The organism is Streptomyces sp. NPDC107546 (assembly GCF_055639175.1).
Map to the genome: position 1 here is coordinate 51253 of NZ_JBVKBA010000027.1, position 23657 is coordinate 74909.

General features: G+C 71.1%; 18 protein-coding genes. 12 read left to right on the forward strand and 6 right to left on the reverse strand.

Translation table 11 applies throughout. The features are described 5' to 3' along the window. Positions 1-69 precede the first annotated feature (69 nt). Positions 70-3012, reverse strand: coding sequence for a glycoside hydrolase family 3 C-terminal domain-containing protein (locus ACZ7L1_RS30250; protein WP_471441540.1), 2943 nt, complete (start codon positions 3010-3012; stop codon positions 70-72). Between the two features lie 749 nt (positions 3013-3761). On the opposite strand from ACZ7L1_RS30250, the gene ACZ7L1_RS30255 reads away from it, so the two are divergent. The 7 genes from ACZ7L1_RS30255 to ACZ7L1_RS30285 all read left to right on the forward strand — a co-directional run bounded on the left by ACZ7L1_RS30255 (position 3762) and on the right by ACZ7L1_RS30285 (position 13539). Next, positions 3762-6104, forward strand: coding sequence for a WD40/YVTN/BNR-like repeat-containing protein (locus tag ACZ7L1_RS30255; RefSeq protein WP_471441542.1), 2343 nt, complete (start codon positions 3762-3764; stop codon positions 6102-6104). Between the two features lie 137 nt (positions 6105-6241). Next, positions 6242-6958, forward strand: a complete 717-nt coding sequence (locus ACZ7L1_RS30260) for a GH12 family glycosyl hydrolase domain-containing protein (protein WP_471441544.1) — start codon at positions 6242-6244, stop codon at positions 6956-6958. A gap of 127 nt (positions 6959-7085) precedes the next feature. Further along, positions 7086-9071 carry a beta-galactosidase gene (locus ACZ7L1_RS30265; RefSeq protein ID WP_471441546.1) on the forward strand — a complete coding sequence of 662 codons (1986 nt, stop codon included), beginning with the start codon at positions 7086-7088 and terminating at the stop codon, positions 9069-9071. 15 nt (positions 9072-9086) lie between these two features. Continuing rightward, positions 9087-11222, forward strand: coding sequence for a glycoside hydrolase family 36 protein (locus tag ACZ7L1_RS30270; protein ID WP_471441548.1), 2136 nt, complete (start codon positions 9087-9089; stop codon positions 11220-11222). 141 nt (positions 11223-11363) lie between these two features. Continuing rightward, positions 11364-12428: an aromatic ring-hydroxylating dioxygenase subunit alpha gene (locus tag ACZ7L1_RS30275; protein WP_263233293.1), complete on the forward strand. Its 1065-nt coding sequence runs from the start codon at positions 11364-11366 to the stop codon at positions 12426-12428. Further along, complete coding sequence (locus ACZ7L1_RS30280) at positions 12425-12607, forward strand: hypothetical protein (RefSeq protein ID WP_471441550.1); 183 nt, start codon at positions 12425-12427, stop codon at positions 12605-12607. Before ACZ7L1_RS30275 ends, ACZ7L1_RS30280 begins: the two co-directional genes overlap by 4 nt. Further along, on the forward strand, positions 12604-13539 hold the full coding sequence (locus ACZ7L1_RS30285; RefSeq protein WP_471441552.1) for a PDR/VanB family oxidoreductase: 936 nt from the start codon (positions 12604-12606) through the stop codon (positions 13537-13539). Before ACZ7L1_RS30280 ends, ACZ7L1_RS30285 begins: the two co-directional genes overlap by 4 nt. Before the next feature lie 164 nt (positions 13540-13703). Here ACZ7L1_RS30285 and ACZ7L1_RS30290 read toward each other — a convergent pair whose 3' ends face one another. The 4 genes from ACZ7L1_RS30290 to ACZ7L1_RS30305 are packed head-to-tail and all read right to left on the reverse strand — an operon-like array spanning position 13704 to position 17754. Next, the gene (locus tag ACZ7L1_RS30290) at positions 13704-14519 is read right to left on the reverse strand and encodes an ABC transporter permease (protein WP_471441554.1); all 816 of its coding nucleotides are present in this window, start codon (positions 14517-14519) and stop codon (positions 13704-13706) included. A 50-nt stretch (positions 14520-14569) separates the two neighbouring features. Beyond that, positions 14570-15460: an ABC transporter permease gene (locus ACZ7L1_RS30295; RefSeq protein ID WP_471441556.1), complete on the reverse strand. Its 891-nt coding sequence runs from the start codon at positions 15458-15460 to the stop codon at positions 14570-14572. 9 nt (positions 15461-15469) lie between these two features. Beyond that, positions 15470-16675, reverse strand: a complete 1206-nt coding sequence (locus ACZ7L1_RS30300) for an ABC transporter substrate-binding protein (protein ID WP_471441557.1) — start codon at positions 16673-16675, stop codon at positions 15470-15472. Positions 16676-16716: 41 nt separating this feature from the next. Then, on the reverse strand, positions 16717-17754 hold the full coding sequence (locus ACZ7L1_RS30305) for an ABC transporter ATP-binding protein (RefSeq protein WP_471441559.1): 1038 nt from the start codon (positions 17752-17754) through the stop codon (positions 16717-16719). A 122-nt stretch (positions 17755-17876) separates the two neighbouring features. Between ACZ7L1_RS30305 and ACZ7L1_RS30310 the strand changes: the two genes are divergently transcribed. Then, entirely contained in the window at positions 17877-18614 is a 738-nt protein-coding gene (locus tag ACZ7L1_RS30310; RefSeq protein WP_471441561.1) for a FadR/GntR family transcriptional regulator, read from the forward strand. Positions 18615-18751: 137 nt separating this feature from the next. Here ACZ7L1_RS30310 and ACZ7L1_RS30315 read toward each other — a convergent pair whose 3' ends face one another. Beyond that, positions 18752-19420, reverse strand: coding sequence for an MmyB family transcriptional regulator (locus ACZ7L1_RS30315; protein WP_471441563.1), 669 nt, complete (start codon positions 19418-19420; stop codon positions 18752-18754). Positions 19421-19641: 221 nt separating this feature from the next. On the opposite strand from ACZ7L1_RS30315, the gene ACZ7L1_RS30320 reads away from it, so the two are divergent. Genes ACZ7L1_RS30320 through ACZ7L1_RS30335 form a run of 4 tightly spaced genes read left to right on the forward strand, consistent with a single transcriptional unit; the run spans position 19642 to position 23527 of the window. Further along, positions 19642-20298: a helix-turn-helix domain-containing protein gene (locus ACZ7L1_RS30320; RefSeq protein ID WP_471441565.1), complete on the forward strand. Its 657-nt coding sequence runs from the start codon at positions 19642-19644 to the stop codon at positions 20296-20298. 32 nt (positions 20299-20330) lie between these two features. Next, the gene (locus ACZ7L1_RS30325; protein ID WP_366026182.1) at positions 20331-20861 is read left to right on the forward strand and encodes a toxin-antitoxin system, toxin component; all 531 of its coding nucleotides are present in this window, start codon (positions 20331-20333) and stop codon (positions 20859-20861) included. A gap of 19 nt (positions 20862-20880) precedes the next feature. Further along, entirely contained in the window at positions 20881-22089 is a 1209-nt protein-coding gene (locus tag ACZ7L1_RS30330; RefSeq protein WP_471441567.1) for an MAB_1171c family putative transporter, read from the forward strand. After that, entirely contained in the window at positions 22073-23527 is a 1455-nt protein-coding gene (locus ACZ7L1_RS30335) for an FAD-dependent oxidoreductase (protein ID WP_471441569.1), read from the forward strand. Before ACZ7L1_RS30330 ends, ACZ7L1_RS30335 begins: the two co-directional genes overlap by 17 nt. Positions 23528-23657 lie beyond the last annotated feature (130 nt).

Sequence of the window (23657 nt, forward strand, 5' to 3'; positions counted from 1 at the left end):
TGCGTCAATGCTCGGAACGTGTGGACCGCGGCGGCGGCGCACCGTTTTCTTGCCGCGTCCCACCGGTGCTTACCGCGTCCCGCCGGCGATCGCGGCCAGGTGGACACCGCCCCGCAGAACGAGATGCAGATCGTGCACCCCGGTCACCTGCGCGGGCATCAATGCGCTGACCGTGCGCCAGTCGTACCGGCCGTCGGTACCGGCGGGGACGTGGAGGCCGGCGAGCAAGGTGCCGGTACCGGGACCGCCGTCGGCGTAGATCTCGACGGTCGCTTCCTCCTCCGTCGCGCGGGACACCTCGGCCGTGATGACGCGCGGTCCGTCTGCCGGGCCGCCCAGATCGACCGAGCGGTAGCGCAGTCCGCAGTGGATGTCACCGGTTGCCGGGGTGACCGCCTCACCCTTCTCCCGGGTGGCGTCGACGAGCGTGCCGCCCACGCACTCGTCGAAGTCCACGGCCTCCAGTCGTCCGCCGATGAGACTGCGGGCGGGCAGGGCCGGCCCCGTCACGGTGAGGGGCGCTGACAGGGAGATGGCTTCGGCCGAGTGCCCGATCAGGATCTCGTACTGTCCCGGGTCCACGGCGAAGGCGCCGGCTGCGACGGACCAATGGGCCAAGGCCGCGACAGGCAGGTCGAACTCCAGCCGCCGCCGTTCACCGGGGGCGAGGGAGACCTTGCGGAAGTCCGTCAGTCTGCGCCTGGGCGCGCGGTGGCGGGCGGCGAGCGCGCGGGTGTAGAGCTGCACGGTCTCGGTGCCCGGGCGCGTTCCGGTGTTGGTGAGCTCGACGCTCACGGTCAGGGGGTCGTCGTGCGCCGCTTCCCGGGCGGACAGCCGCAGGTCGGAATAGGCGAAGCTGGTGTAGGACAGGCCGTGCCCGAAGGGGTACAGCGGCGCGGCGTCGTGGTACTGGTACGTCCAGCCCGCGCTGATGATGTCGTAGTCGAGGCGGCCGGGCAGCGGGTCATCGCCGCGATACCAGGTCTGCGGGAGCCGTCCGGAGGGTTCGGCCTCGCCGAGCAGGATCGCGGCGAGTGCCCGGCCCGTCTCCTGCCCGCCGTGGGAGGTCCACACCACGGCGGGCAGGTGCTCGTCCGCCCAGTCGACGGCGTACGGGTAGCTGCTCATCACGACCAGCACCGACTCGGGGCGCTCGGTGGCGACGGCGCGCAGCAGGGCTTCCTGCGCGGGCGGCAGCGAGATGCCCGTACGGTCCTCGGTCTCGCGGCCGTTGATGTGCGGGTCGTTTCCGAGGACGACCACGGCGACGTCCGCCGAGGCGGCGGCCGCGACGGCTTCGGCGATTCCGTCCCTGACGACCGTTCGGGTCCAGCGTTCCGCCCTCTCGGGGGCTTCGGCAGAGAGGGTGACCCGGCCGGTGGCGGGGTCCACGGCGGCGTATCTGCCGTTGCTGATGTTGCGCAGCAGTTCCGTGCCGTCCGGCTGGGGTTCCAGCCGGAAGGTCTCGTGGACGAACCAGCCGTTCGGTTGCGTCTGGTCGGCGGCGAGGGTGAGGTCGCCGTCCCTGAGGGTGACATAGCGCTCCGTGCGCGCGTTGCGGAGGGTCAGCACGCCATCACCCCAGTCGAACAGGTCGTGGCAGGCGCTGTCGCCCGCCTCCTGCTCGTCCGACGGAGCACCGGCCACCATGGGCCCACCGGGGTCGGGCGCCGGGACGCTCAGGAGGCCTCCGGTGGAGGCGGCGCGCAGCGTGATCCGGTCGACTCCCTCCGCGCGGACCGCTTCGGCGCCGCGCTCCTCGAGCGCCGCCCCCAGGCCGGCGGCGATGGTGATCCGGTACGGCATGGTGCCGCTGTACCAGTCCTCGAAGAGGGTGTCCGCCAGCGGACCGACGAGCGCCACACGCCGGCCGGTGGCCGGTGACAGCGGCAGTGCGCCGTCGTTCCTCAGCAGCACCACCGACTCCGTGGCGGCGCGCAGCGCGAGCGCACGGTGTGCGGGGCTGTCCACGACGTCGTCGCGGATGCCGGCGTAGGGGTCGAGGTCCGGATCGAACTCACCGAGGCGGAAGCGGATCGACAGGTGGCGTCGCGCGGCGCGGTCGATGTCGGCCTCGGTGAGCAGCCCGCGGTCGACCGCCGTGCGGAGTCTGCCGAGGGTGATGCTGCCGTCCTCGCGCTGTTCGGTGATGCTGTCGACGCCGGCGCGTACCGCCGCCGCGTGGGAGGTGGGGTGGTCCTCGAAGTAGTGCTCCGATTCGGCGAGGTTGGTCACGGCTCCGGCGTCGCTGCAGACGAAGAGCTCGTGGCCGGTGGGCTCGGCCCAGCGCCGTACCTCGGTCTCGATCAGCGGACTGACGTGGCAGGGGCGGCCGTTGAGGAGGTTGTAGGCCGGCATGACACCGGTGGCGGCGCCGGAGGCGATGGCCGGGCGGAAGGCGGCGAGGTCGTATTCGTGCAGCACCCGGGGCGGCACCACGGAGGAGGTGACGTCTCGCTCGTCCTCGTTGTTGTAGGCGAGGAAGTGCTTGAGGAGTGGTGCCGTCCGCAGATGGACCGGGTGGTCCCCGGCCAGCCCGCGGCAGAAGCTGACCGAGAGCCGGCCGGTGAGCACCGGATCCTCCGCGTACCCCTCCTCGTTCCTGCCCCAGCGGGGGTCGCGCAACAGGTTCACCACGGGGGCCCAGACCTGCAGGCTGTGCCGGTGGCCGTCTCCGGAAGGGCGCTGGTGCAAGGCCCGTGCCTCGGTGCCGACGGCCGTGGCGACCTCGTGCAGCAGTTCCTCGTCCCAGGTGGCTCCCAGGCCTATCGCCTGCGGGAACACGGTGGCCGGCCCCAGCCAGGCCACGCCGTGCAGCCCTTCGGTGCCGGTCTTGAAGGGGGCCAGTTGGAGGCGGGGGACTCCTGGTGAGTACTGGTAGAGCAGCTCGATGCGCTCGTCGAGCGTCAGCCGGGAGATGAGGTCGTCGACTCGCTGTGCGAGGGGTAGCGCGGGGTCACGGAACGGCAGGTCGGTGACGGGCGGCTCGGGGCGTGTGGGGGCGGTACTCACCTGAGATGTCCCTTACAGGAGGTTCGAAGGAGGAGGCGTGGGAATCGTGGGCGACTGCGGACCGGGCGGCGTACGGCTCTCTTCGATCGCATTGTCGTGGAGTCGAAGCGCTTCGACGGTGCCATGACGCTGAGTGGTGTGTCAATCACATGTCGCCAGCGGCCGCAAGTCGCTGTGCGAGCGTTGGCGTTCCTCTCTGGGAATTCGCCAGGAGAGCAGCTCACCTGGGGTAAAGCCGCATGGAGGGCGGGCCGCACCGCCACCCTGGACCGCGCCTGTTACCGGAAAGTGACCTGAACGGCCCGTTGTCGCGGCCGGAAACGCGGCCTTAGTGTCACCGAAACGTCGAAGCGCATCGACTCCGATTACTCGGCCCTCCTGGCGTCAGGCCACCGGGGGACTCAGCGTCGGCCCGCCGGTCGGATCGACGGAAACGAAGGGCCGCAACGGCATGAGCACCGAGACGAACCGCCGAGCCGTCCCGCGAACGGCCGTCGGCGCAGCGGGCGCCGCCTGTGTCTCACCGCTGTCGGCCGCCTGCGGCGGCAACTGCCCTGCCCTGCCAGCTCCCCCAAGCAGTACCCCGACCTGGTGGCCATCCCCAGCAGTGGCTGCATGCCGGGAACCGAAGGCCGGCCCGGACGGGCTGACACCCTCCGCCCGCATCTACCCGACCACACCGGTGCCGACGGGACTGCTGCCTCTGCGCAGGTCCGTACGGACCCGCACCCGAAAGGCAAGGACCGGTCATGTCCCACGCCCCGCACCTCTCCCGCCGAGGACTGCTGGCCGCCGGCGCGGCCGCGGCCGCACTCCCCCTGTTCACCCCCTCCGCCGCGTCCGCCCGTGCGGCCGGGACGGTCCGGCGCGCGCCCTACACCTTCCGCAACGCCGAGATAGTCGGCGGCGGCTTCGTCACCGGCATCGTCTTCAACCAGCGCGAACCCGGACTGGTGTACGCCCGTACCGACATCGGCGGCGCCTACCGCTTCGACACGGCGTCCCGGCGGTGGCTGCCCCTCACCGACTGGATCGGCTGGGACGAGTACGGACACACCGGCATCATCAGCGTCGCCACCGACGAGGTCGACCCCGACCGCGTCTACCTGGCGGCGGGCACCTACACCCTTCCCGACTGGGACCCGGACATGGCGGCGATCCTGCGGTCGACCGACCGCGGCCGCACCTGGAAGACCACTCCCCTGCCGTTCCGGCTGGGCGGCAACATGCCCGGCCGGGGCATCGGCGAGCGGCTGGTGATCGACCCCAACCGCAACAGGATCCTCTACCTGGGAGTGCGCGGGGGCCACGGGCTGTGGCGCAGCACCGACCACGGCAAGACCTTCGCGAAGGTGACCAGCTTCCCCAACCCGGGCGACTTCGTCCCCGACCCCACCGACACCGGCGGCTACAACGGCGACAACCTGGGCGTGCTGCAAGTCGTCTTCGACAAGCGCACCGGCAGAGCGGGCAGGGCCACCCGGACCCTCTACGTCACCGTCGCCGACAAGGACAACATCCTGTACCGGTCGACCGACGCGGGAGCGACCTGGGAACGCGTCCCCGGGCAGCCCACCGGCTTCATCCCGCACCACGCGGTCTTCGACCACGTCGGCGGCTACCTGTACCTGGCGACCAGCAACACCGCCGGCCCCTACGACGGCTCCAAGGGCGACGTGTGGAAGCTGGACACCGCCACCGACACCTGGACCCGCATCAGCCCGGTCCCGTCCACCGGCGACGACAACAAGTACGGTTACAGCGGCCTGACCATCGACCGGCAGAACCCGAACACCCTGATGGTGTCCACCCAGGTCAAGTGGTACCCCGACTGCCTGCTCTTCCGCTCCACCGACGGCGGTGCGAGCTGGACCCGCGCGTGGGACCTGGGCACGGATTCCGAGCGCACCCTGCGCTACGACATGGACATCTCCGCCGCCCCCTGGCTGACCTGGAACGCCTCGCCGGCGCTGCCCGAGATGGCCCCCAAGCTGGGCTGGATGATGGAGTCCGTCCAGATCGACCCCTTCGACTCCGACCACTTCCTGTACGGAACCGGCGCGACGATCTACGGCGCGGACAACCTCACGGACTGGGACAGCGGCGGCACGGTACACCTGTCCGTGCGGGCCCAGGGCCTGGAGGAGTGCTCGATCGGCTGCGTGATCAGCCCGCCCGTCGGTCCCGCTCACCTCTTCTCGGGCGTCGGCGACGTCGGCGGCTTCCGGCACACGGATCTGAACAAGGCGACGAAGATGTACGACAGCCCGACCTTCGGAGCCACCCCGGCCCTGGACTACGCGGAGCTGGCGCCCCACACCATCGTGCGGGTCGGCAACCCCACCAGCGGCTGGACCCAGCACTTCGCCGTCTCCACCGACAGCGGCGCGACCTGGACGCCCTCGGGCAGCGAGCCGTCCGGGGTCACCGGACCCGGGGTCGACGACCAGGCCGTCGCCATCAGCGCCGACGGCAGGCGGATCGTCTGGTCACCGGCCGGCGCGCCGGTCAGCTGGTCCGACGACCACGGAGCCACCTGGACGGCTTCGAAGGGGCTGCCGGCCGGGGTCCCCGTGCGCTCCGACCGGGTGAACCCGGCGAAGTTCTACGCCTACGACTCCGGCGTCTTCTACCTCAGCACGGACGGCGGCAAGAGTTTCACTGCCACGGCGGCGACCGGTCTGCCCGCCGCGGGGAACGTCCGGTTCAAGCCGGTACCGGGCCACGAGGGCGACATCTGGCTGGCCGGCGGCACCGACAAGCCGACCACCCCCACACCGTACGGGCTGTGGCGGTCGACCGACTCCGGAGCGTCCTTCACCAGGTTCGACGCGGTGGACGAGGGCGACGTCGTCGGATTCGGCAAGGCCGCGCCCGGCGCCACGTACCCCGCCGTCTACACCAGCTCCAAGATCGACGGCCTGCGCGGCATCTTCCGGTCCGACGACGCGGGCCGGACCTGGATCCGTATCAACGACGACCGCCACCAGTACGCCTGGACCGGCAACACCATGACCGGAGACCCCCGGGTCTACGGCCGCGTCTACTTCGGGACCAACGGACGCGGAGTCATCTACGGCGACCCGAAGTGAGGGTTCGGCTCCGGCCGCCTCGCTCCGCACCCGCCGTCCCGAAGGGGAGACCGACGTGGTCCCGCCCTCCACGGCAGGACGACCGACTTCTCCTCTCCTGTGTGATCCCCCCACTCAGCACACATTCCGGAGGGCAGATGAAATTCCGTATCGGCTGGGCCGCGCTTCTCGCGGCTCTGGCTCTCGTCTTCACCCTGCCGAACTCGGCAGTGGCGGCGTCATCGACGTACTGGTTCAAGTACTACGCGACCGGCGGCAACGCCTCGACCTGGTACAGCGACGACAACAACTGGGGTGTGAACTCCTCGACCGGCACCGGCTTCGTCGCCATGGTCAACGGCAAGGACTGGGGCTGGTCGTCCCCGGTGACCACGCTCCCCAAGAAGATCCGCGACGTCAGCCCCAACAACAACACCTGGTTCAGCCAGTCCGCGTACCCGAAGTCCGGCTCGTACTACGACGCCACGTACGACATCTTCATCGACCCCTACCCCGCGCCGACCGACCGCAACTCCAAGACCGAACTGATGATCTGGCTCAACTGGTACAACACCAAGCCGCTGGCCGACCACTACGACGCGAACGGGAACGCGATCCCGGCCGCGACCAACGTCAGCCTGGGCGGCCGCACCTGGGACATCTACGAGTACACCTGGAGCAACGGCGGCCACACCCTCAGCTTCCTGGACAGGAACAAGTCCGGCTGGTGGTCCGGCAGCCTCACCCCGTTCTTCAACTACGGCCAGAACAGGGGTTTCTACACCGGCGACCACTACCTCAACAGCGTCATGGCCGGCTGGGAATTCGGGCCGGGCGACTACACGGCTCACTCCTGGGGCGCCGTGGGCTTCTGACGCCGCCACAAGCAGAAGGGCAAACCAGTGCCCGACCGCCCCCTGCCCGGAAGCGCCGCCCGACTCTCCGTACGGAGGGTCGGGCGGCCAGGAAGCAGCGCCCGACTCTCCGTATGGAGGCACCGTCATGACCACACGCAGTGTCACCGACCGCCTGGGCGGACTCGCCTTCGGCGGGGACTACAACCCCGAGCAGTGGGACGAGCCGGTCTGGAAGGAGGACGACGAGCTCATGCGCCGGGCCAGGGTCAACCTGGCCACGGTGGGCGTGTTCTCCTGGGCTCTGCTGGAACCGGAGGAGGGACGCTACGACTTCGCCTGGCTCGACGCACACGTCGACCGCCTGCACGCGAACGGCGTGGCCGTCGACCTCGCCACTCCGACGGCCTCCCCGCCGCCCTGGTTCACCCTGGCCCACCCCGACGCGCTGCCGGTCACCCCGGACGGCACCCGCCTCACCCACGGCAGCCGCGACACCTACTGCCTCACCGCGCCCGCCTACCGCAGTGCGGCCCGCCGGATCTCCTCCGCCCTGGCCGAGCGGTACGGCGACCACCCCGCCCTCGCGCTGTGGCACGTGCACAACGAGTACGCCACCCTCTGCTACTGCGACCACACGGCTGCCGCCTTCCGGGTGTGGCTGCGCGCCCACCACGGCTCGCTGGACGCCCTCAACGACGCGTGGGGGACGGCCTTCTGGAGCCAGCGCTACACCTCCTGGGAGCAGGTACTGCCGCCACGTACGACGCAGTGGCACAAGAATCCCGGCCAGGCGCTGGACTTCCACCGGTTCTGGTCCGACGAGATCATCGCCGCCTACCGCGAGCAGCGCGACGCGATCCGCGCCCACAGCAACCGGCCGGTGACGACCAACCTGATGCTCCCCGCCTACCAGAACGTGGACCTGTGGGCCTTCGCCCGCGAACTCGACGTCGTCAGCTCCGACCAGTATCCGTCCGCACCCGGCCTGGACGCCGCCGCCGACGCCGCCTTCCACGCCGACCGCACCCGTTCCCTGGCCGGCGGCCGCCCCTGGCTGCTGATGGAACAGGGCACAAGCACCGTCTACGACCGCGACCGGGTCCTCGCCAAGGAGCCCGGGGAGATCCTGCGCCACACCCTCGGCCACATCGCCCGCGGTTCGGAGGGCGCCCTCTTCTTCCAGTGGCGGCAGTCCCGGGCCGGCGCCGAGATGTGGCACTCGGCGATGGTCCCGCACGCGGGCCCCGACAGCCGTATCTTCCGGGAAGTCACGCAGGTCGGCGAGGCGGTCGCCCGGCTCGGGGAGCTGGCGGGATCGACCGTCTCCGCCCCGGTGGCCGTCCTGGACGACCCGGACGCCTGGTGGGCGCTGACCACGGACGGCCTGCCCTCCCCCGACCTCGGCTACCACGAGGCACTGGGCCGAGCACACCGAGCTCTGTGGGACGCCGGTGTCACGGTCGACTTCGCCCACCCCGAACACGAGTTGGGCCACTATCCGCTCGTCATCGCGCCGGCCCTGTTCCTCCTGTCCGACGCGGGCGCCGAAAACCTGCGCCGCTACGTCGCCGGCGGCGGGACGCTTCTCGTCCAGCACGCGAGCGGATTCGTCGACGGGCGGCACCACGCCCGGCTCGGCGGCTATCCCGCCGAACCGCTGCGTGAGGCGCTGGGCATCCGCGTCGAGGAGTACCGGCCGCTGCGGCGCAAGGAGCGGATCGTCCTGTCGGACGGGTCGTACGGCACCGTCTGGAGCGAGTCCGTGCGCGCCGAGGGCGCGGAGACGCTCGCCGCCTACACCCACGGCATGCTCACGGACAGCCCCGCGCTGACCCGGCACCGCTTCGGCACCGGGCAGGGCTGGTACCTCTCCACGCGCCTGGAGGAGGCCGGCTACGGCGCCCTGGTCCGCCGACTGCTGGAGGAGGCCGACGTCGAGCCCGAACTGCCGGGTCTGCCGTCCGGTGTCGAAGCCGTCACCCGGCACGCGCCCGACGGCCGCCGCTGGCACGTCCTGATCAACCACCGCACCGACACCCTGCGCCTGCCGGAGCCCGCCCACGACCTGCTCACCGGTGTCGTCGCACACGAAGTGCCGCCCGGTGGCTGCGCGGTGCTGCGCAAGCCCTGACCTGGAAAGGCCACCATGACCAAGGAACAACGGACCATCCGCTGGGGGCACGAGGCCCTCCAGCTCGAGATCCTCCTCGATGACGACGGCAGCCCGCGCCTGACACACCTCGGACTGCCCGGCGAGGCGGACAGCAGCCCCGGTACACCCCTGCCCCTGGTGGAAGTGACGGCCGCGGGCCACGGCCGCAACTGGTCGGGCAGCCGTCTCGTCGACACCGGCCTCGGCGGGCGGCTGCGCCACCGGGCCCACCACACGACCCGCGACGGCGACTGGCACACGCTGACCGTCCAACTCCACGACCCTGAGACAGGGTTGGCCGCAGAGGTGACCTACCGGGCGCCCGACGGCGTGCCCGCACTCCGCAGCGAGGTGAACCTGCGCAACGAAGGGCAGGCCACGCTGCACCTGGAGTCGGTCAGCTCGCTGGTTGTGGGGTGCCTCACCGCGGACGGGCTCGCGGCCATCGACGCGGCGGACCTGCTGTGGGCGGAGAACGACTGGCTCTCCGAATGCCGTTGGCAGCGACAGCCGATGCGCCTGACCTCACCCGCCCACCGCGGACGCGTGAGCGATGTCCACGGCAAAGCCGGCTTCGCCCTGAACGGCCAGGGCACCTGGTCCAGTTGTGGACACCTGCCCATGGGCGGCCTGACGGACCGCCGCTCCGGCCGCACCTGGGTGTGGCAGATCGAGCACAACGGCGGCGGCTGGCGCTGGGAGTGCGGCGAGTGCGACAAGGCGGCCTACGCGGCGCTGTTCGGGCCCACCGACACCCACCACGGCTGGCGGCACCCCCTGGAACCCGGCGCCGCCTTCCGCACCGTACCCGCCGCGCTGGCCTTCAGCGCCGACGGCGGCCCCGACGCCGCGTTCGCCGCGCTGACCCGCTACCGCCGCGCCCAACGCCGCCCGCACACCGACCACCAGCGCCTGCCCGTCATCTTCAACGACTACATGAACTGCCTGATGGGAGACCCCACCACCGACAAGCTCCTGCCACTCATCGATGCGGCAGCCGACGCGGGCGCCGAATACTTCGTCATCGACGCCGGCTGGTACGACGACGACAACGGCGGCTGGTGGACCACCGTCGGCGCCTGGAAACCGGCCGTCTCGCGCTTCCCCGGGGAGAAGGGGATCCACGAGGTGCTGGACCGCATCCGCGTGCGCGGCATGGTGCCCGGGCTGTGGCTGGAGCCGGAAGTGGTCGGCGTGCACAGCCCCATGGCCGAGACCCTGCCCGACGAGGCGTTCTTCCGCCGCGACGGCGTCCGCATCTCGGAAGTGGGCCGGCACCACCTGGACCTGCGCCACCCGGCTGCCCGTGCCCACCTGGACCAGGTCGTGGACCGCCTGGTCGGCGAGTGGGGCGTCGGCTATCTCAAGCTCGACCACAACATCGACCCCGGCTCCGGCACCAGCGCCCAGCCCGGCGAGACCCCGGGCGCCGGCCTGCTCGGCCACAACCGGGCGCATCTCCACTGGCTCGACGGCATCCTGGACCGCTACCCGCACCTGGTGGTGGAGAACTGCTCCTCCGGCGGCATGCGCTGGGACCACGCCCTGCTGTCCAGGCTGCAGCTGCAGTCCACCAGCGACCAGCAGAATCTCCAGCTCTACGCGCCCATCGCGGCCTCCGCACCCACCGCCGTCACCCCCGAGCAGGGCGCCGTGTGGGCCTACCCCCAGCCGGAGGACTCCCTCGACGAGGTCGCCTTCACCATGGCCAACGCGCTCCTCGGGCGCATCCACCTCTCCGGCCGCATCCCCGAACTCGAGCCGGAGGCCCGCGCCCTGGTCCACGAGGCGGTCGCCGTGTACAAGGCCATCCGCGCCGACCTGCCGCAGGCCGTGCCCTCCTGGCCACTCGGCCTCCCCGCCTGGGACGACCCCTGGATCGCCCTGACCCTGCACAGCCCCGCCACCACCTACCTCACCGCCTGGCGCCGCCCCGGCGGCGACTCCTCCGCAACCCTCCACCTGCCCCACCTGCGCGGCTCGCACGTCCACGCGGACCTGCTCTACCCGTCCACCAGCCGGGCCACCACCACCTGGAACCCGGACACCGGCGAGCTCACCCTGACCCTGCCCACCGCCCCCTCCGCCGTCCTGCTCCGCCTCGCCCGCCGGGAGACGAGCACCGCTTAGCAGGGCACGCCTCGGCGGACGCCCGTAGTAGCGCTTCCGCCTGACAGAAGTCGTCTTGCCGAGCAGCCGCAATCCTCACGACCCTGAGTCCGACCACGGCACGCGGGGCGACGAAGCCCCGCCGACAGGGACGGGAACCCCATGCCTCACATGACCGCCTTCGCCAGGAACCAGTGGTACGTCGCCGCCTACAGTCATGAGGTCGGGCGCGAGCTGCTCGGCCGTACGATCCTCGGTGAGCCGCTCGTCTTCTACCGCACCGAGGACGACGGCACAGCGGTCGCCCTGGCCGACCGCTGTGTCCACCGCCGCTTCCCGCTCTCGGAGAGCCGGCTCGACGGGGACCGCATCGTGTGCGGGTACCACGGGTTCACATACGACACGACGGGCGCCTGCGTGTACGTGCCGGGGCAGAAGCGCATCCCGCGTACGGCCCGTGTCGCCTCGTACCCGGTCGTCGAGCAGGACTCCCTGGTGTGGGTGTGGATCGGTGACCCGGCGCTGGCCGACGCGGGGACCATCCCGCGGGCGAAGCACCTCGACTCCCCGGACTGGGTCACGGTGCGCGGCATGGAGCCGATCGACGCCGACTACGGCCTGCTGGTCGACAACCTGCTCGATCTCTCCCACGAGACGTATCTGCACGGCGGCTACATCGGAACGCCGGAGGTCGCCGAGACGCCGATCACCACCGAGGTCGACGAGGGCGCCGGCATCGTGCGGGTCAGCCGGCACATGGACGACGCCGAGTGCCCGCCCTTCTACGCCCGCTCCACCGGTATCGAGGGCCGCATCACCCGCTGGCAGGACATCGAGTACCACGCTCCCTGCCTCTACCTGCTGCACAGCCGGATCGCGCCGGTCGGCGTCCTGCCCGAGCCGGACGGCAGCGACCCGAACGGCTTCCACACCGAGATCACCTACGCGATCACCCCGTCCTCCGACGGCAAGGTCTACGACTTCTGGGCCGTATCCCGGGACTTCGCGAAGGACGACGAGGAAGTCACCACGTTCCTGCGCGACTTCAACCACACGGTCGTCATGCAGGACGTCGACGCGCTCAACCTGCTGCAGAGGACGCTCGGCACCGAGCGGGCCGGCTACCAGGAGCTCAGCATCAACATCGACACCGGCGGTCTCGCCGCCCGCCGTATCCTCGCCCGACTGGTCGAGGAGGGCGACAAGCCGGTGGAGAAGGTCCAGTGAGCACACCCCCCAGTTCCGCGCTGCGCGAGGTCTACCGCGTCGACTGGCTCCCGGGCACCGACATCCTGCACGGCACCTGCCACTGCGGCGCCGAGCACACCGCCCAGGACCCGGTGGAGATGTGGGAGTGGATGCTCGCGCACCCCGAAGGACACCAGCCCCGAGGAACCACCTCATGACCGCGTACGAAGCCGAACTCGTCGTCGACCGCCGCGAGCCGGCGGCCGAGGGCGTGCTCGCCCTCACCCTGCGCCACCCGCTGGGCGAGGAGCTGCCGGCCTGGGAGCCGGGCGCCCACGTCGACGTCCTGCTCGGGCCGGGACTGGAACGGCAGTACTCACTGTGCGGCGATCCCGCGGACCGGCATGCCTGGCGGATCGCCGTGCTCCACGAGGCCGACGGGCGGGGCGGGTCGGCTCACGTCCACGAGCAGGTGCGCGAGGGCGACAAGGTCCGGGTGCAGGGACCACGCAACCACTTCCCCCTGCACCCCTCCCCCCGTTACCGCTTCATCGCCGGCGGCATCGGCATCACGCCCATCCTGCCGATGCTCGCAGCGGCCGAGGCGGCGGGCGCCGAGTGGACCCTGCTGTACGGCGGCCGCACCCGCCGCTCCATGGCGTTCACCGCGGAGTTGGAGCGGTACGGGGACCGGGTCACCGTCGCCCCGCAGGACGAGACCGGGCTGCTGGACCTGGCCTCGGTGCTCGACGACATGCCCGACGGCACGCTCGTCTACTGCTGTGGCCCCGGTCCGCTGCTGGACGCCGTGGAGGGGCGTTGCCCCGCCGGCACGCTGCGCGTCGAGCGGTTCCAGCCCAAGGAGCGACCGGCCGGGGACGAAGGGGAGTTCGAAGTCGTCCTCGCACAGAGCGGCCGTACGCTCACCGTCCCGCCGCACGTCTCCATCCTCGACACCGTGCGCGACGCCGGCGTGGAAGTGCTGTTCTCCTGCACCGAGGGCACCTGCGGCACCTGCGAGACCGACGTTCTGGAGGGCACCCCGGACCACCGGGACTCGGTGCTGACGGAGGAGGAGCGGGAGTCCGGCGAGACGATGATGATCTGCGTGTCCCGGTGCCGGGGCGGCCGACTGGTGCTCGACCTCTGACCGAGGGGCGTTCCCTGAGATAGGGCCCCCCGGTTCCCTGACCGGGGGTTCCCTGATGGACGGGGTGTCGTTCCGAGTACATCCAGTACGCGGGCGACGCTCCGCCTTGCGATGCACCGCACCGGACGCCGCGAGCTTTCCGACAAACCTTTCCGGCCACAGCACTAGATCCGGCTCTCCGTCGCCGTGTCCGCCGACAGTCGCTGGGCGACGTAGATCGGGAGCACCGACAGCAGGACCAGCACCGCCGCCACCACGTTCACGACCGGCGCCTGCTGAGGGCGTGTCATGTTGTCGAAGATCCAGATCGGCAGGGTCTGGATGCCGGGGCCCGCAGTGAACGTCGTCACCACGATCTCGTCGAAGGACAGCGCGAACGCGAGCAGCCCACCCGCGAACAGCGCCGAGCGCACGAGCGGAAACGTCACGTCGACGAAGGCGCGGAACGTGTCGGCCCCCAGGTCCATCGCCGCCTCCTCGTAGGAGCCGGAGGTGCGGCGCAGCCGTGCGACCACGTTGTTGAAGACGACGACGATGCAGAAGGTGGCGTGCCCCACGATCACGGTGAACAGACCGAGACCGACGCCGAGCGGCTGAAGGACCGTGCCGAACGCCGAGTTGAGCGCGATGCCGGTGACGATGCCGGGCAGCGCGATCGGCAGGACGACCACGAACGAGATGGTGCCGCGGCCGAAGAAGCGGTGCCGGACCACCGCGAACGCGATGAGCGTGCCCAGCACCAGGGCGATGGCCGTGGCGCCCAGGCCCGCCTTCACCGAGACCCACAGCGCGCTGCGGGCGCCCGCGTTCTCCCAGGCCACCGACCACCAGTGGAACGTCCACCCGGGCGGGGGCCAGCTCGCGCTGCGATCCGGGTTGAAGGAGTTGACCAGGACGAGCGCGAGCGGGACGTAGATGACCGCGAAGCCGAGCCCGGCGGCGATGCGCAGCGCGATGCGCGCGGAACGGGACAGTTGCATGACGTGGGACCTCTTCTGGAGGCTGCCGAGTTTGTGGTGGCTCGGGAGTTCTACAGGCTGCTGAGCGCGCCGGTGCGGCGCATCGCCAGCAGGTACAGCACGATGACCACCACCGGGACCGTGCCCAGGGCGGCGGCCATGGGCAGGTTGAGCTCGATGTTGGAGTAGACGAGGTTGCCGATCAGCTGGGTCTTGCCGCCGACGATCTGCACGGTGATGTAGTCCCCGAGGCTGAGCGAGAAGGTGAAGACCGAGCCGGCGGCGACGGACGGCAGCACCATCGGCAGGACGACCGAGCGGAAGGTGCGGCCGGGCCGCGCCCCCAGGTCGGCGGAGGCGTCCAGCAGGTTCGCGGGCAGCTGCGCCAGTGCCGTGTGGACGGGCAGGATCATGTACGGCAGCCACAGGTACGTCAGCGTGATGATCGCCGCCGGGAGGCCGAACCCGGGTCCACTCAGCCCGAACGGCTTCAGCATCCAGTCGGCGAGCCCGCCCTCGGACAGGATCAGCCGCCACGCGTACACCTTGACCAGGTAACTCGCCCACAGCGGGGTGAGGATGGCGACGACCAGCAGTGGTCGCCACCTGGGCCCCGCGACGCGCGCCGTGTAGAAGGCGAGCGGGAAGGCGATCACCGCGCACAGGACGGTGACCGCCAGGGCCACGACGATGCTGCGCCAGATGACCTGGCGGAAGACGGAGGTCGTCAGCAGCGCGTGGAAGTTGTCGGTCGACCAGACCTTCACCACCTCGGAGGTGAAGGAGTCCGTCGTCCAGAACGCCGAGACGAACAGCACTGCGAGCGAGCCGAGGTAGAGCACGGCCAGCCACAGCAGGGGGGCGGTGAGCAGCAGGGACAGCCGCAGCCGCGGGCGGCGGTGCAGCATCCCGGCGAGCCGCCGGACGGGGGCCCGTCCGGCGGCCTGCGCGGTGGCGGTCATCGTCGTGCCTCAGCCCTTGATCTCGGTCCAGGCCTGGACCCACTTGGCGTACGGCACGCACTTGACGTCGCTGCGGCCGTCGAGGCACTGCTCGATGGGCGTGTTCCAGAAGGCGATGTTCTTCCAGTACGCCGTGTCGGCGGCGTGGAAGGTGGTGCAGAAGGACTTGTCGCTGGTCTGCTCGCACGACTTGGCGTTGGCGGGGGCCTCACCGAAGTACTCGGCGACCTGCGCGTTGACCTTCGGGGAGATGATCCAGTTCATCCACTGGTAGGCGCAGTTGGGGTGCTTGGCCTTGGAGTACAGCATCCAGGTGTCGGACCAGCCGGTCGAACCCTCCTTGGGCACGATGGCGTTGACCTTGGCGCCCTCGCTCTTCGCCAGGTTGGCGATGACCTGCCAGGTGGTGCCGACCACGGAGTCGCCGCTCTTGAAGGCGGAGACCTCCTTGAGGTAGTCGCCCCAGTACTCGCCGACGTTGGCGTTCTGCTTCTTCAGCAGGTCGACCGCCGCGTCGAACTGCTTCTGGTCGAGCGCGTACGGGTCCTTGATCTTCAGCTCGGGCTTGGTGGCCTTCAGGTACAGCGCCGCGTCGGCGATGTAGATGGGGGAGTCGTACGCCGTCACGTGCCCCTTGTACTTGGCCGCGTCGTCGAAGACGGCCGACCAGGAGGTCGGCGCGGGCTTGACCTTGTCCGTGTTGTACATGAGCAGGTTGGCGCCGCGGCCGTGCGGGATGCCGTACGCCTTGCCCTTGACGGAGTTCCAGGCCTGCAGCTTCAGGTCGCTGAAGACGTCCTTGTAGTTCGGTACGAGGTCGGTGTTGACCGGGGCGGCGTCGCCGGAGGCGATCAGGCGCAGGGAGGCGTCGCCGGAGGCGGAGACGGCGTCGTACTCGCCGGTCTTCATCAGCTTGACCATCTCGTCGGAGCTGGCCGCCACCTTGGAGTGGACCTGACAGCCCGTCTGCTTCTCGAAGTCGCCGACCCAGTTCACCTTGGGGTCGTTGGAGCCGTCCTCGACATAGCCGGCCCAGGCGATCAGGTTGACCTGCCCCTCGTTCTTGCCCAGCTTGGACTGCGCCTTCAGATCGGGCGGGTTGAGGCCGGTGGACGACGAGGAGCCGCCCGAGCCGGAGCCGGACGAGCCGCAGGCGGTGGCCGCGAGCAGCACAGCGGCACTGGCGGCGACCTGGAGGGTTCGGGTGAGACGCACGACGTTCTCCATACGTGACGGTGACCTGGCGTGGGGGATGGTCAGCGGGCGGTGGGGACCTGGACGGCGTGGCGGCGGTGCCACGTCAGGCGCACCCGGGTGCCCCGGTAGGCGGCGACGTCCTCTGAGGAGGTCTCCAGGTTCTGCTGGAGCGCGGTGAGGCGGCCGCCCGCGTCGAGGTCGACGAGGAAGCGGGTGGCGTCGCCGAGGTAGACCACTTCGGCGACGGTGCCGGTGGCGGTGGAGTGCTCGGGCTCGTCGGCGAGGGCGAACTCCTTCAGCACCCGGATCTTCTCGGGGCGGATGCTGTACGTGCCCGGGGCGCCGGTGACCCGCTCGGCGGCCTCACCCTGCAAGAGGTTCGAGGTGCCGACGAAGGAGGCGACGAAGGCGGTCGCGGGGCGCTCGTAGATCTCGGCGGGGGTGCCGATCTGTTCGATGCGGCCCTGGTTGAAGACGGCGATGCGGTCGCTCATCGTCAGGGCCTCCTCCTGGTCGTGGGTGACGAAGACGAAGGTGATCCCGACCTCGCGCTGGAGGGCCTTGAGCTCGACCTGCATCTGCTCGCGCAGCTTGAGGTCGAGGGCGCCGAGCGGCTCGTCGAGCAGCAGGAGGCGAGGGCGCCCGACGAGGGCGCGGGCGAGTGCGACCCGCTGCCGCTGGCCGCCGGAGAGCTGGCTCGGCCGCCGCTTGCCGAAGCCTTCGAGGCGCACGTCGGCGAGCGCCTTGCGGGCCCGCTGGAGCCGTTCGGCCTTGGGCACCTTGCGGACCTTGAGGCCGTAGGCGACGTTCTGCTCGACGGTCATGTGCGGGAAGAGCGCGTAGTCCTGGAAGACGGTGTGGACGTCCCGCTCGAAGGGGGCGAGGCCGGTGACGTCCTGGCCGGCCAGCTCCACCGTGCCGGAGGTGGGGCTCTCGAAGCCCGCGATCATGCGCAGGACGGTCGTCTTGCCGGAGCCGGACGGGCCGAGCATCGAGAAGAACTCCCCGTCGGATATCTCCAGGTCGACCCCGGCCACGGCGGTGGTGCCGCCGAACTCCTTCCGCAGGCCCTGCAGCCGGATCGCGCTGCCCTCCATGGACGGGAACCTTTCTGGAGCGGTCTTCCGTTCTAACCTTGAGCCGTAAAGATATGAATTCATAGTTCAAACCTCAAGCCCCTCTTAAGGTAAAGGTTGAGTCAACGCACAAGGTGGTGGCCGTGAAGCAGAACAGGGACGGCGCCGCCCGGAGAGCCGTGTTCGCTCCGGTGGACACCCGGGCGCGCGTCGAGACGGTCGTCCGCCGGCTCGGTGACGCCATAGAGCTCGGGCTGCTCGCCGACGGGGAGCAGCTGCCCGGGGAGGCGGAGCTGGCCGGGCAGCTCGGCGTGTCCACCGTGACCCTGCGGGAGGCGCTGATGGCGCTGCGGCAGCAGGGGCTGGTCACCACCCGGCGGGGGCGCGGCGGCGGCAGCTTCGTCTCGCTGCCCGCGGACCCGGCCGCGGAGCGGATCAGGCAGCGGCTGGCCGGCTGGAGCACGGAGGAGCTGCGCGACCTCGGCGACCACTGGGCGGCCGTCTCCGGCGCCGCCGCCCGGCTCGCGGCGGAGCGCACCGAACCGGACGACCTCCAGCACCTGCGGCGCACCCTGGAGGAGTTCGCGGCGGCCGGGGACTCGGCGGCGCGCAGTCGCGTCTACGGCCGGTTCCACGTGGAGCTGGCCGCCGCCGCACAGTCGGCCCGGCTCACCCGGGAGCAGATCGCGCTCCAGACGGAGGTCGGGGCACTGCTGTGTCTGGTCCTCGGGGACGACGCCTGGCGCGAGGAGGTGGCCGCCCGCCACCGCACCCTCGTCCGCGCCGTGCAGGACGGGGCCCGGGACGCGGCCAGGGAGCTGGCCGAGATGTGCGTCCAGGAATCGACGGCACGGCTCATCGCGCTACGGGTGACTCTGTAGGCCCTGCCGCCGTACCGGGGCCTGTCGCCGTACTGCCGCCTGTCCCGCGCGACCGCGAGGGCCGCCGGACGGCAGGAACGAGCCCCGGCGCCGTCGGTGACCTGAACACCGACGGAGCCGGGGCCTGCGCGGCAGCCTCACGCCGGCAACTCGGGTACCACGCTGAGGTGGTTCGCCGTGCGCCGGGCGCGGCGCGGACGGCGGGCGGCCGGTGCCGGGCGACGGGCCTCGCGCAGCACCAGGGTCAGCCGGGAGTACCCCATGTCCTGCAGGGTCTTGGGGGTCTCCCCCACCACCCGGCAGTCCGTGCCCCAGCGCGGGTCGGGGTGGAGCAACGGCCGTACCGCCCCGTCGTGCTCCACGGCGTGCGGTCCGGCCGCGCGGATCCAGTGCGGCAGGCCGTCCCGGTAGGCGGCGTCCATGATCGGGTCCTGGGCGATGTCCCGACGGATGGACTGCAGCCCGTGGTCGTGCCCGTGCCGCTCCACGGCCGCGGCGAAGTGCGCGAGCATGGGCAGGCACCAGTTCGACTCGTGCTCGCCGAGGATCGTGCCCGCGTCCGGATGGAACAGCACGAAGCGCAGGAAGTTGTCGCAGGGCATGGCCGTCGGATGGGATGCCACCCCGCTGAACAGTGTCCTGAAGGCGCTGTTGGCGAGCACCACGTCCCAGCGGTGGTCGAAGACGACGGACGGGAAGGGGACGGCCTCAAGGAGCGTGGCATAGTCCTGCAGATACGCCCGTGCTTCCGGACTCTCGGGGAGGGACCGCGGCTGCGACCGCTGCCCTCCTGCCTGAAACGCCATCGGGAGGTCACCCCTCTTGCCCTTGCGGCCTTCACGTGGCGCCTTGATCCTGCTGCCCCGCATCCGGCGTGTCAACTATCGTGGCATTTGGCGTCCGTTGACGGCTGAATCTCGCCACAGTTGTGGCGAGACCTGGATGTCAGTTCGAGGGAACGGCTACTCTCCGGTTGGTTCCGGGCAAGCCAGAACAACGACCTGAGCGAGACGTAGGAGACCTGTCGGTGACGGATGGCTTCGAGGTGCCGGGAGCCCCGGCGCCGGGTCTGCTGCCGGCCGTCGTGGGCCGTGTCGCCGCCCTCGCCGACCGGCTGGGCGTGCCGCACGAGCGGATCTTCGACGTCGCGCGACTGTCGGTCGAGTCCGGCGTCCCGGAGCCGGTGGTGAAGGCCCTGCTGAGCGGAGTGCCCGCCGGGGAGCCGGACCTGCAGGCGCGTTTCCTGCAGCGACTGGACCTGCTGCGCCGCACCCGGCTCAAACCCAACGGGCGCAAGTACACCCAGCAGGAGATCGCCGACGGCGCGGGCATGTCGCGGCAGCAGGCGGGTGCCCTCATCAATGGCGACCGGCGCCCCACCATGGAGCACTGCGACGCCATTCAGCGTTTCTTCGGCGTGCATGCCGGGTTCCTCACCGCCGAGGACCCGGAGGCGCTCGCGAACGTCCTCCAGCGCTCCGAGCAGGAGCTCCTCCAGCAGCTCGCGGACCGCGAGCGCGCGGCGGCCGAGGCCGCCGACGACCCGCTGGAGCGGCTGTTGCAGGACCACGGCGTCCGCGGCATCGCCTGGCGGGCGGCCCAGCTGCCCACCGACCAGCACCGCGACAAGGTCGCCGAGTGGCTGGACATGCTCCTGGAGAGCGTCAAGCGGCCCGAGTCGTGATCCTGGAGAGAACCGTGGGCATCGGTAGGGAAATGCGCCGCCTGTGCGGCGAGTTGGTCGCGGAGCTGTCGCTCCCGGCGCCGGCGGAACCCGCCGACCTGTACGCCGCGCTGTGCGACGGCATGAGCAGACGCCGCGGCCGTCCCGTCCAGTTCCGCACGGCCCCCTTCCCACCGGGCACGGCCAGCGGCCTCTGGCTCGACATGGCCGACCAGGACCTCGTCGTCATCGAGGAACGCACGGCCCCCGACCACCAGTTGGTGATCCTCGGCCACGAGCTGTGGCACATGAACGCCGGGCACCACGGCCACCATGTGGAGGGCGCCGCGGTCGCCGCGCGGCTGCTGAGCGACACGGCGGATCTGCGGGCCACCGTGCACAAGGTCGCCGCGCGTACGCACTTCGACCTGGCCGACGAGAAGGACGCCGAGAGCTTCGGGCTGCTGCTGGCGAGCAAGTGCCGTACCTGGCTGGTCGGTTCGTCCCTGCGCGGGCCCGTCAAACGGGACGACCTGGCGGGGCGGATCGAGGCGTCGCTCGGTTACCGCGGACCGCGCGGCTGAGGGCGCGGACGCCGATTCCATGGATGGTTCCAGCTATTACGTTCCGGCCGCGGCGATGGGCCTGGCCCTCACCTTCAAGGCGCCCGCACTGGCCCGTTCGTGGCGCGATCCGCTGCTCAGGTCGGTGTGCGCGCTGATGGCGCTGGCCGGCCTGGTGTTCTTCTTCGCCGCGCCCCCGACCATCGCGAAGGTCAACGACCTCACCGGCGTCACCAATGTCTCGGCACCCCTGGTGTACTGCCTGCTGAGCGCGTTCAGCGCGTCCTGCCTGGTCCTCGTCGTCAACTGGCGCGGCGGCCAGCCCGAGGAGACCCGGCGCACCACCCGGAGGATCATCATCGGGTACGGGGTGGTCATCGTCGCCCTGGTGACGCTGTTCGCGCTCGGCGACGCCCCGGTGGAGCGGCTGGTCGACTTCGACACGTACTACGCGCGCACCCCGTACATACGCGAGATGATCGTGCTGTACCTGCTGGCGCTCACCGTGGCGGGCGTCGCGATGAACTTCATGTGCGGGCGCTGGGCCCTGCAGGTGCGCGGCTGGCTGCGCGTCGGACTGCTGATCATCGTGACCGGCTATCTGTTCAACCTGGCCTATCTGACGACCAAGTTCACCGCCGTCGTCGCCCGCTGGTACGGCCACGACCTGGACTATCTCAGCAGTGACGCGGCGCCGGTGCTGGCGTCCGCGGGGGCGCAGATCAGCGCGGTCGGCTTCTGTCTTCCGCTGGCCTGCCGGCGCGTCGGGGACAGCTGGAGCACCTGGGCCACCTACCGCCGGCTCGGGCCGCTGTGGCGCGAGCTGCGACCGGTGTCCGCGCACGCGGACCACGGGGTGCGCATCTCCTGGTGGTCGCCGGTCGAACTCCAGGTCACCCAGCGGGAGTCCGACATCCACGACGGCATGCTGGGTCTGTACCCCTACTTCGACTCCGAGGTGCGCTCCCGCGCCTACGACGCCGCCCTGGCGGCCGGCTCCGACCCCGTCCACGCGCAGGCCGAGGCCGACGCGGCGATGGTGGCGGCGGCCGTGCGGGCGAGGGCCGCCGATCCGGAGGGCAGGGTGATCAGCTCGGCGGGGACGGACAGCGCCCCCGCCGCATCCCTGGAGGTCCCCCGTGACCTCGTGCGGATGTCGATCGCCCTGCTCCAGTCACCCGTCGTCGCGGCCGCCCGGGGGCCGGCCGGGACCAGGCCAGGAAGCGACTTCCATGAGCGAACCCGCTAGCACCTCCCCGGACGCGAGACCGCGTCGTGCCGTCGTGATCGGCGGTGGCATGGCCGGCATGCTGGCCGCCGCGGCCCTGCGCGCCCACGCCGACGTCACCGTCGTCGAGCGGGATGTGCTGCCCGAGGGTCCCGAACCGCGCAAGGGGCTCCCACAGGCCCGGCATGTGCACGTGATCTGGTCCGGCGGCGCCCGCGCGATGGAACAGCTGCTGCCGGGGGTGACCGAGGCGTGGCTCGCGGCGGGCGCCCGGCGGGTGCCGCTGCCCACGGGACTCGTGTCGCTGCAGCCGCGGGGCTGGTTCCGGCGCTGGCCCGAGATGCAGTTCATGATCGCGTGCAGCCGCGATCTGCTCGACTGGGTGGTGCGCGAGCGCGTCACCGGGAGCGAGCGGGTGACGGTGCTGCAGCGGACCGAACTGCTGTCCCTGGAAGGCGACGCGTCGCGGGTGACGGGCGTGCGGGTGCGTGCGGCCGACGGCGAGGAGCGGGTGCTGGCGGCCGACCTCGTCGTGGACGCCTCGGGACGCGGTTCGCGCGCGGCGGCCTGGCTGAAGGAACTGGGCGTGCCGGCGGCGCCGCTGGAGGAGGTGGACTCGGGGCTCGTCTACTCCAGCCGGATCTTCCGGGCGCCCGCGGGCACGGAGGAGTTCCCGCTGGTCAACGTGCAGTCGGACGCGACGGTGCCGGTGCCGGGGCGTACCACGACCATCGAGCCGATCGAGGGTGGGCGGTGGCTGGTGACGCTGTCGGGCACACGCGGCGGCGAACCGCCCTCCAGCGCCGACGAGTTCGAGACGTTCGCCCGCGAGAGCGTGCGGCACCCGGTGGTGGGCGAGCTGATCGCGCACGCGGAGCCGCTGTCGGATCCGGTCGTCACCCGCAGCACGGTCAACCGCCGGCGGTTCTACGAGAAGGTCGACGGATGGCCCGAGGGGTTCGTGGTGATCGGGGATTCGGTGGCCACGTACAACCCGGTCTACGGGCACGGGCTCTCGGTCGCCGCGCAGGGTGCCGTGGCGCTGGGCGGGCTGGTGGCCCGGCACGGGCCGGCCGCGTCGGGGCTCGCGCGGCGGGTGCAGCGGGCGGTGGCCCGTCCGGTGGCGACGGCCTGGGAGTTCGCGACCAGCACGGACATCCACTACCCGGGCGCGATCGGCAAGGCACCGAGCCTTGCCAACCGCGTCCTCGGCGCGTACGTCAACCGGCTGATGCGCACCGCGACCGGCCGTCCGCTCGTCGCCAAGGCGTTCTTCGACGTGGTCACCCTGTCGAAGCCGATGAGCGAACTGGTCCGACCGGCGGTCGTCATCGCCGTCCTGCGCGGCCCCCGCCGCCCGCTCCTGACGGCGCCGCCGCTGACCGCGGACGAGTGGAAGGCGGTCACGGGATCGGCGGAAGGCCCGCAGGACAGCGGGGCCCGGGAGAGCGCGGCCTAGTGCCTGTCTCTCTCACCGCAGACTCCGCCGCCGACTCCGAGAGAAGGTCTGCGTCGTGCTGTGCGGGGCCAACACCGACCCCACCGACCTGATCGAGCCGCGCACCGGGCACTGACCAGCCAGACCGAAG

What these genes read in the sequence shown, in the direction of transcription:
- ACZ7L1_RS30255 (WP_471441542.1), top strand. Translation starts at nt 3,762, where the DNA reads ATGTCCCACGCCCCGCACCTCTCCCGCCGAGGACTGCTGGCCGCCGGC.
- ACZ7L1_RS30260 (WP_471441544.1), top strand. Translation starts at nt 6,242, where the DNA reads ATGAAATTCCGTATCGGCTGGGCCGCGCTTCTCGCGGCTCTGGCTCTC.
- ACZ7L1_RS30265 (WP_471441546.1), top strand. Translation starts at nt 7,086, where the DNA reads ATGACCACACGCAGTGTCACCGACCGCCTGGGCGGACTCGCCTTCGGC.
- ACZ7L1_RS30270 (WP_471441548.1), top strand. Translation starts at nt 9,087, where the DNA reads ATGACCAAGGAACAACGGACCATCCGCTGGGGGCACGAGGCCCTCCAG.
- ACZ7L1_RS30275 (WP_263233293.1), top strand. Translation starts at nt 11,364, where the DNA reads ATGCCTCACATGACCGCCTTCGCCAGGAACCAGTGGTACGTCGCCGCC.
- ACZ7L1_RS30285 (WP_471441552.1), top strand. Translation starts at nt 12,604, where the DNA reads ATGACCGCGTACGAAGCCGAACTCGTCGTCGACCGCCGCGAGCCGGCG.
- ACZ7L1_RS30290 (WP_471441554.1), bottom strand. Translation starts at nt 14,519, where the DNA reads ATGCAACTGTCCCGTTCCGCGCGCATCGCGCTGCGCATCGCCGCCGGG.
- ACZ7L1_RS30295 (WP_471441556.1), bottom strand. Translation starts at nt 15,460, where the DNA reads ATGACCGCCACCGCGCAGGCCGCCGGACGGGCCCCCGTCCGGCGGCTC.
- ACZ7L1_RS30305 (WP_471441559.1), bottom strand. Translation starts at nt 17,754, where the DNA reads ATGGAGGGCAGCGCGATCCGGCTGCAGGGCCTGCGGAAGGAGTTCGGC.
- ACZ7L1_RS30315 (WP_471441563.1), bottom strand. Translation starts at nt 19,420, where the DNA reads ATGGCGTTTCAGGCAGGAGGGCAGCGGTCGCAGCCGCGGTCCCTCCCC.
- ACZ7L1_RS30325 (WP_366026182.1), top strand. Translation starts at nt 20,331, where the DNA reads ATGCGCCGCCTGTGCGGCGAGTTGGTCGCGGAGCTGTCGCTCCCGGCG.
- ACZ7L1_RS30330 (WP_471441567.1), top strand. Translation starts at nt 20,881, where the DNA reads ATGGATGGTTCCAGCTATTACGTTCCGGCCGCGGCGATGGGCCTGGCC.
- ACZ7L1_RS30335 (WP_471441569.1), top strand. Translation starts at nt 22,073, where the DNA reads ATGAGCGAACCCGCTAGCACCTCCCCGGACGCGAGACCGCGTCGTGCC.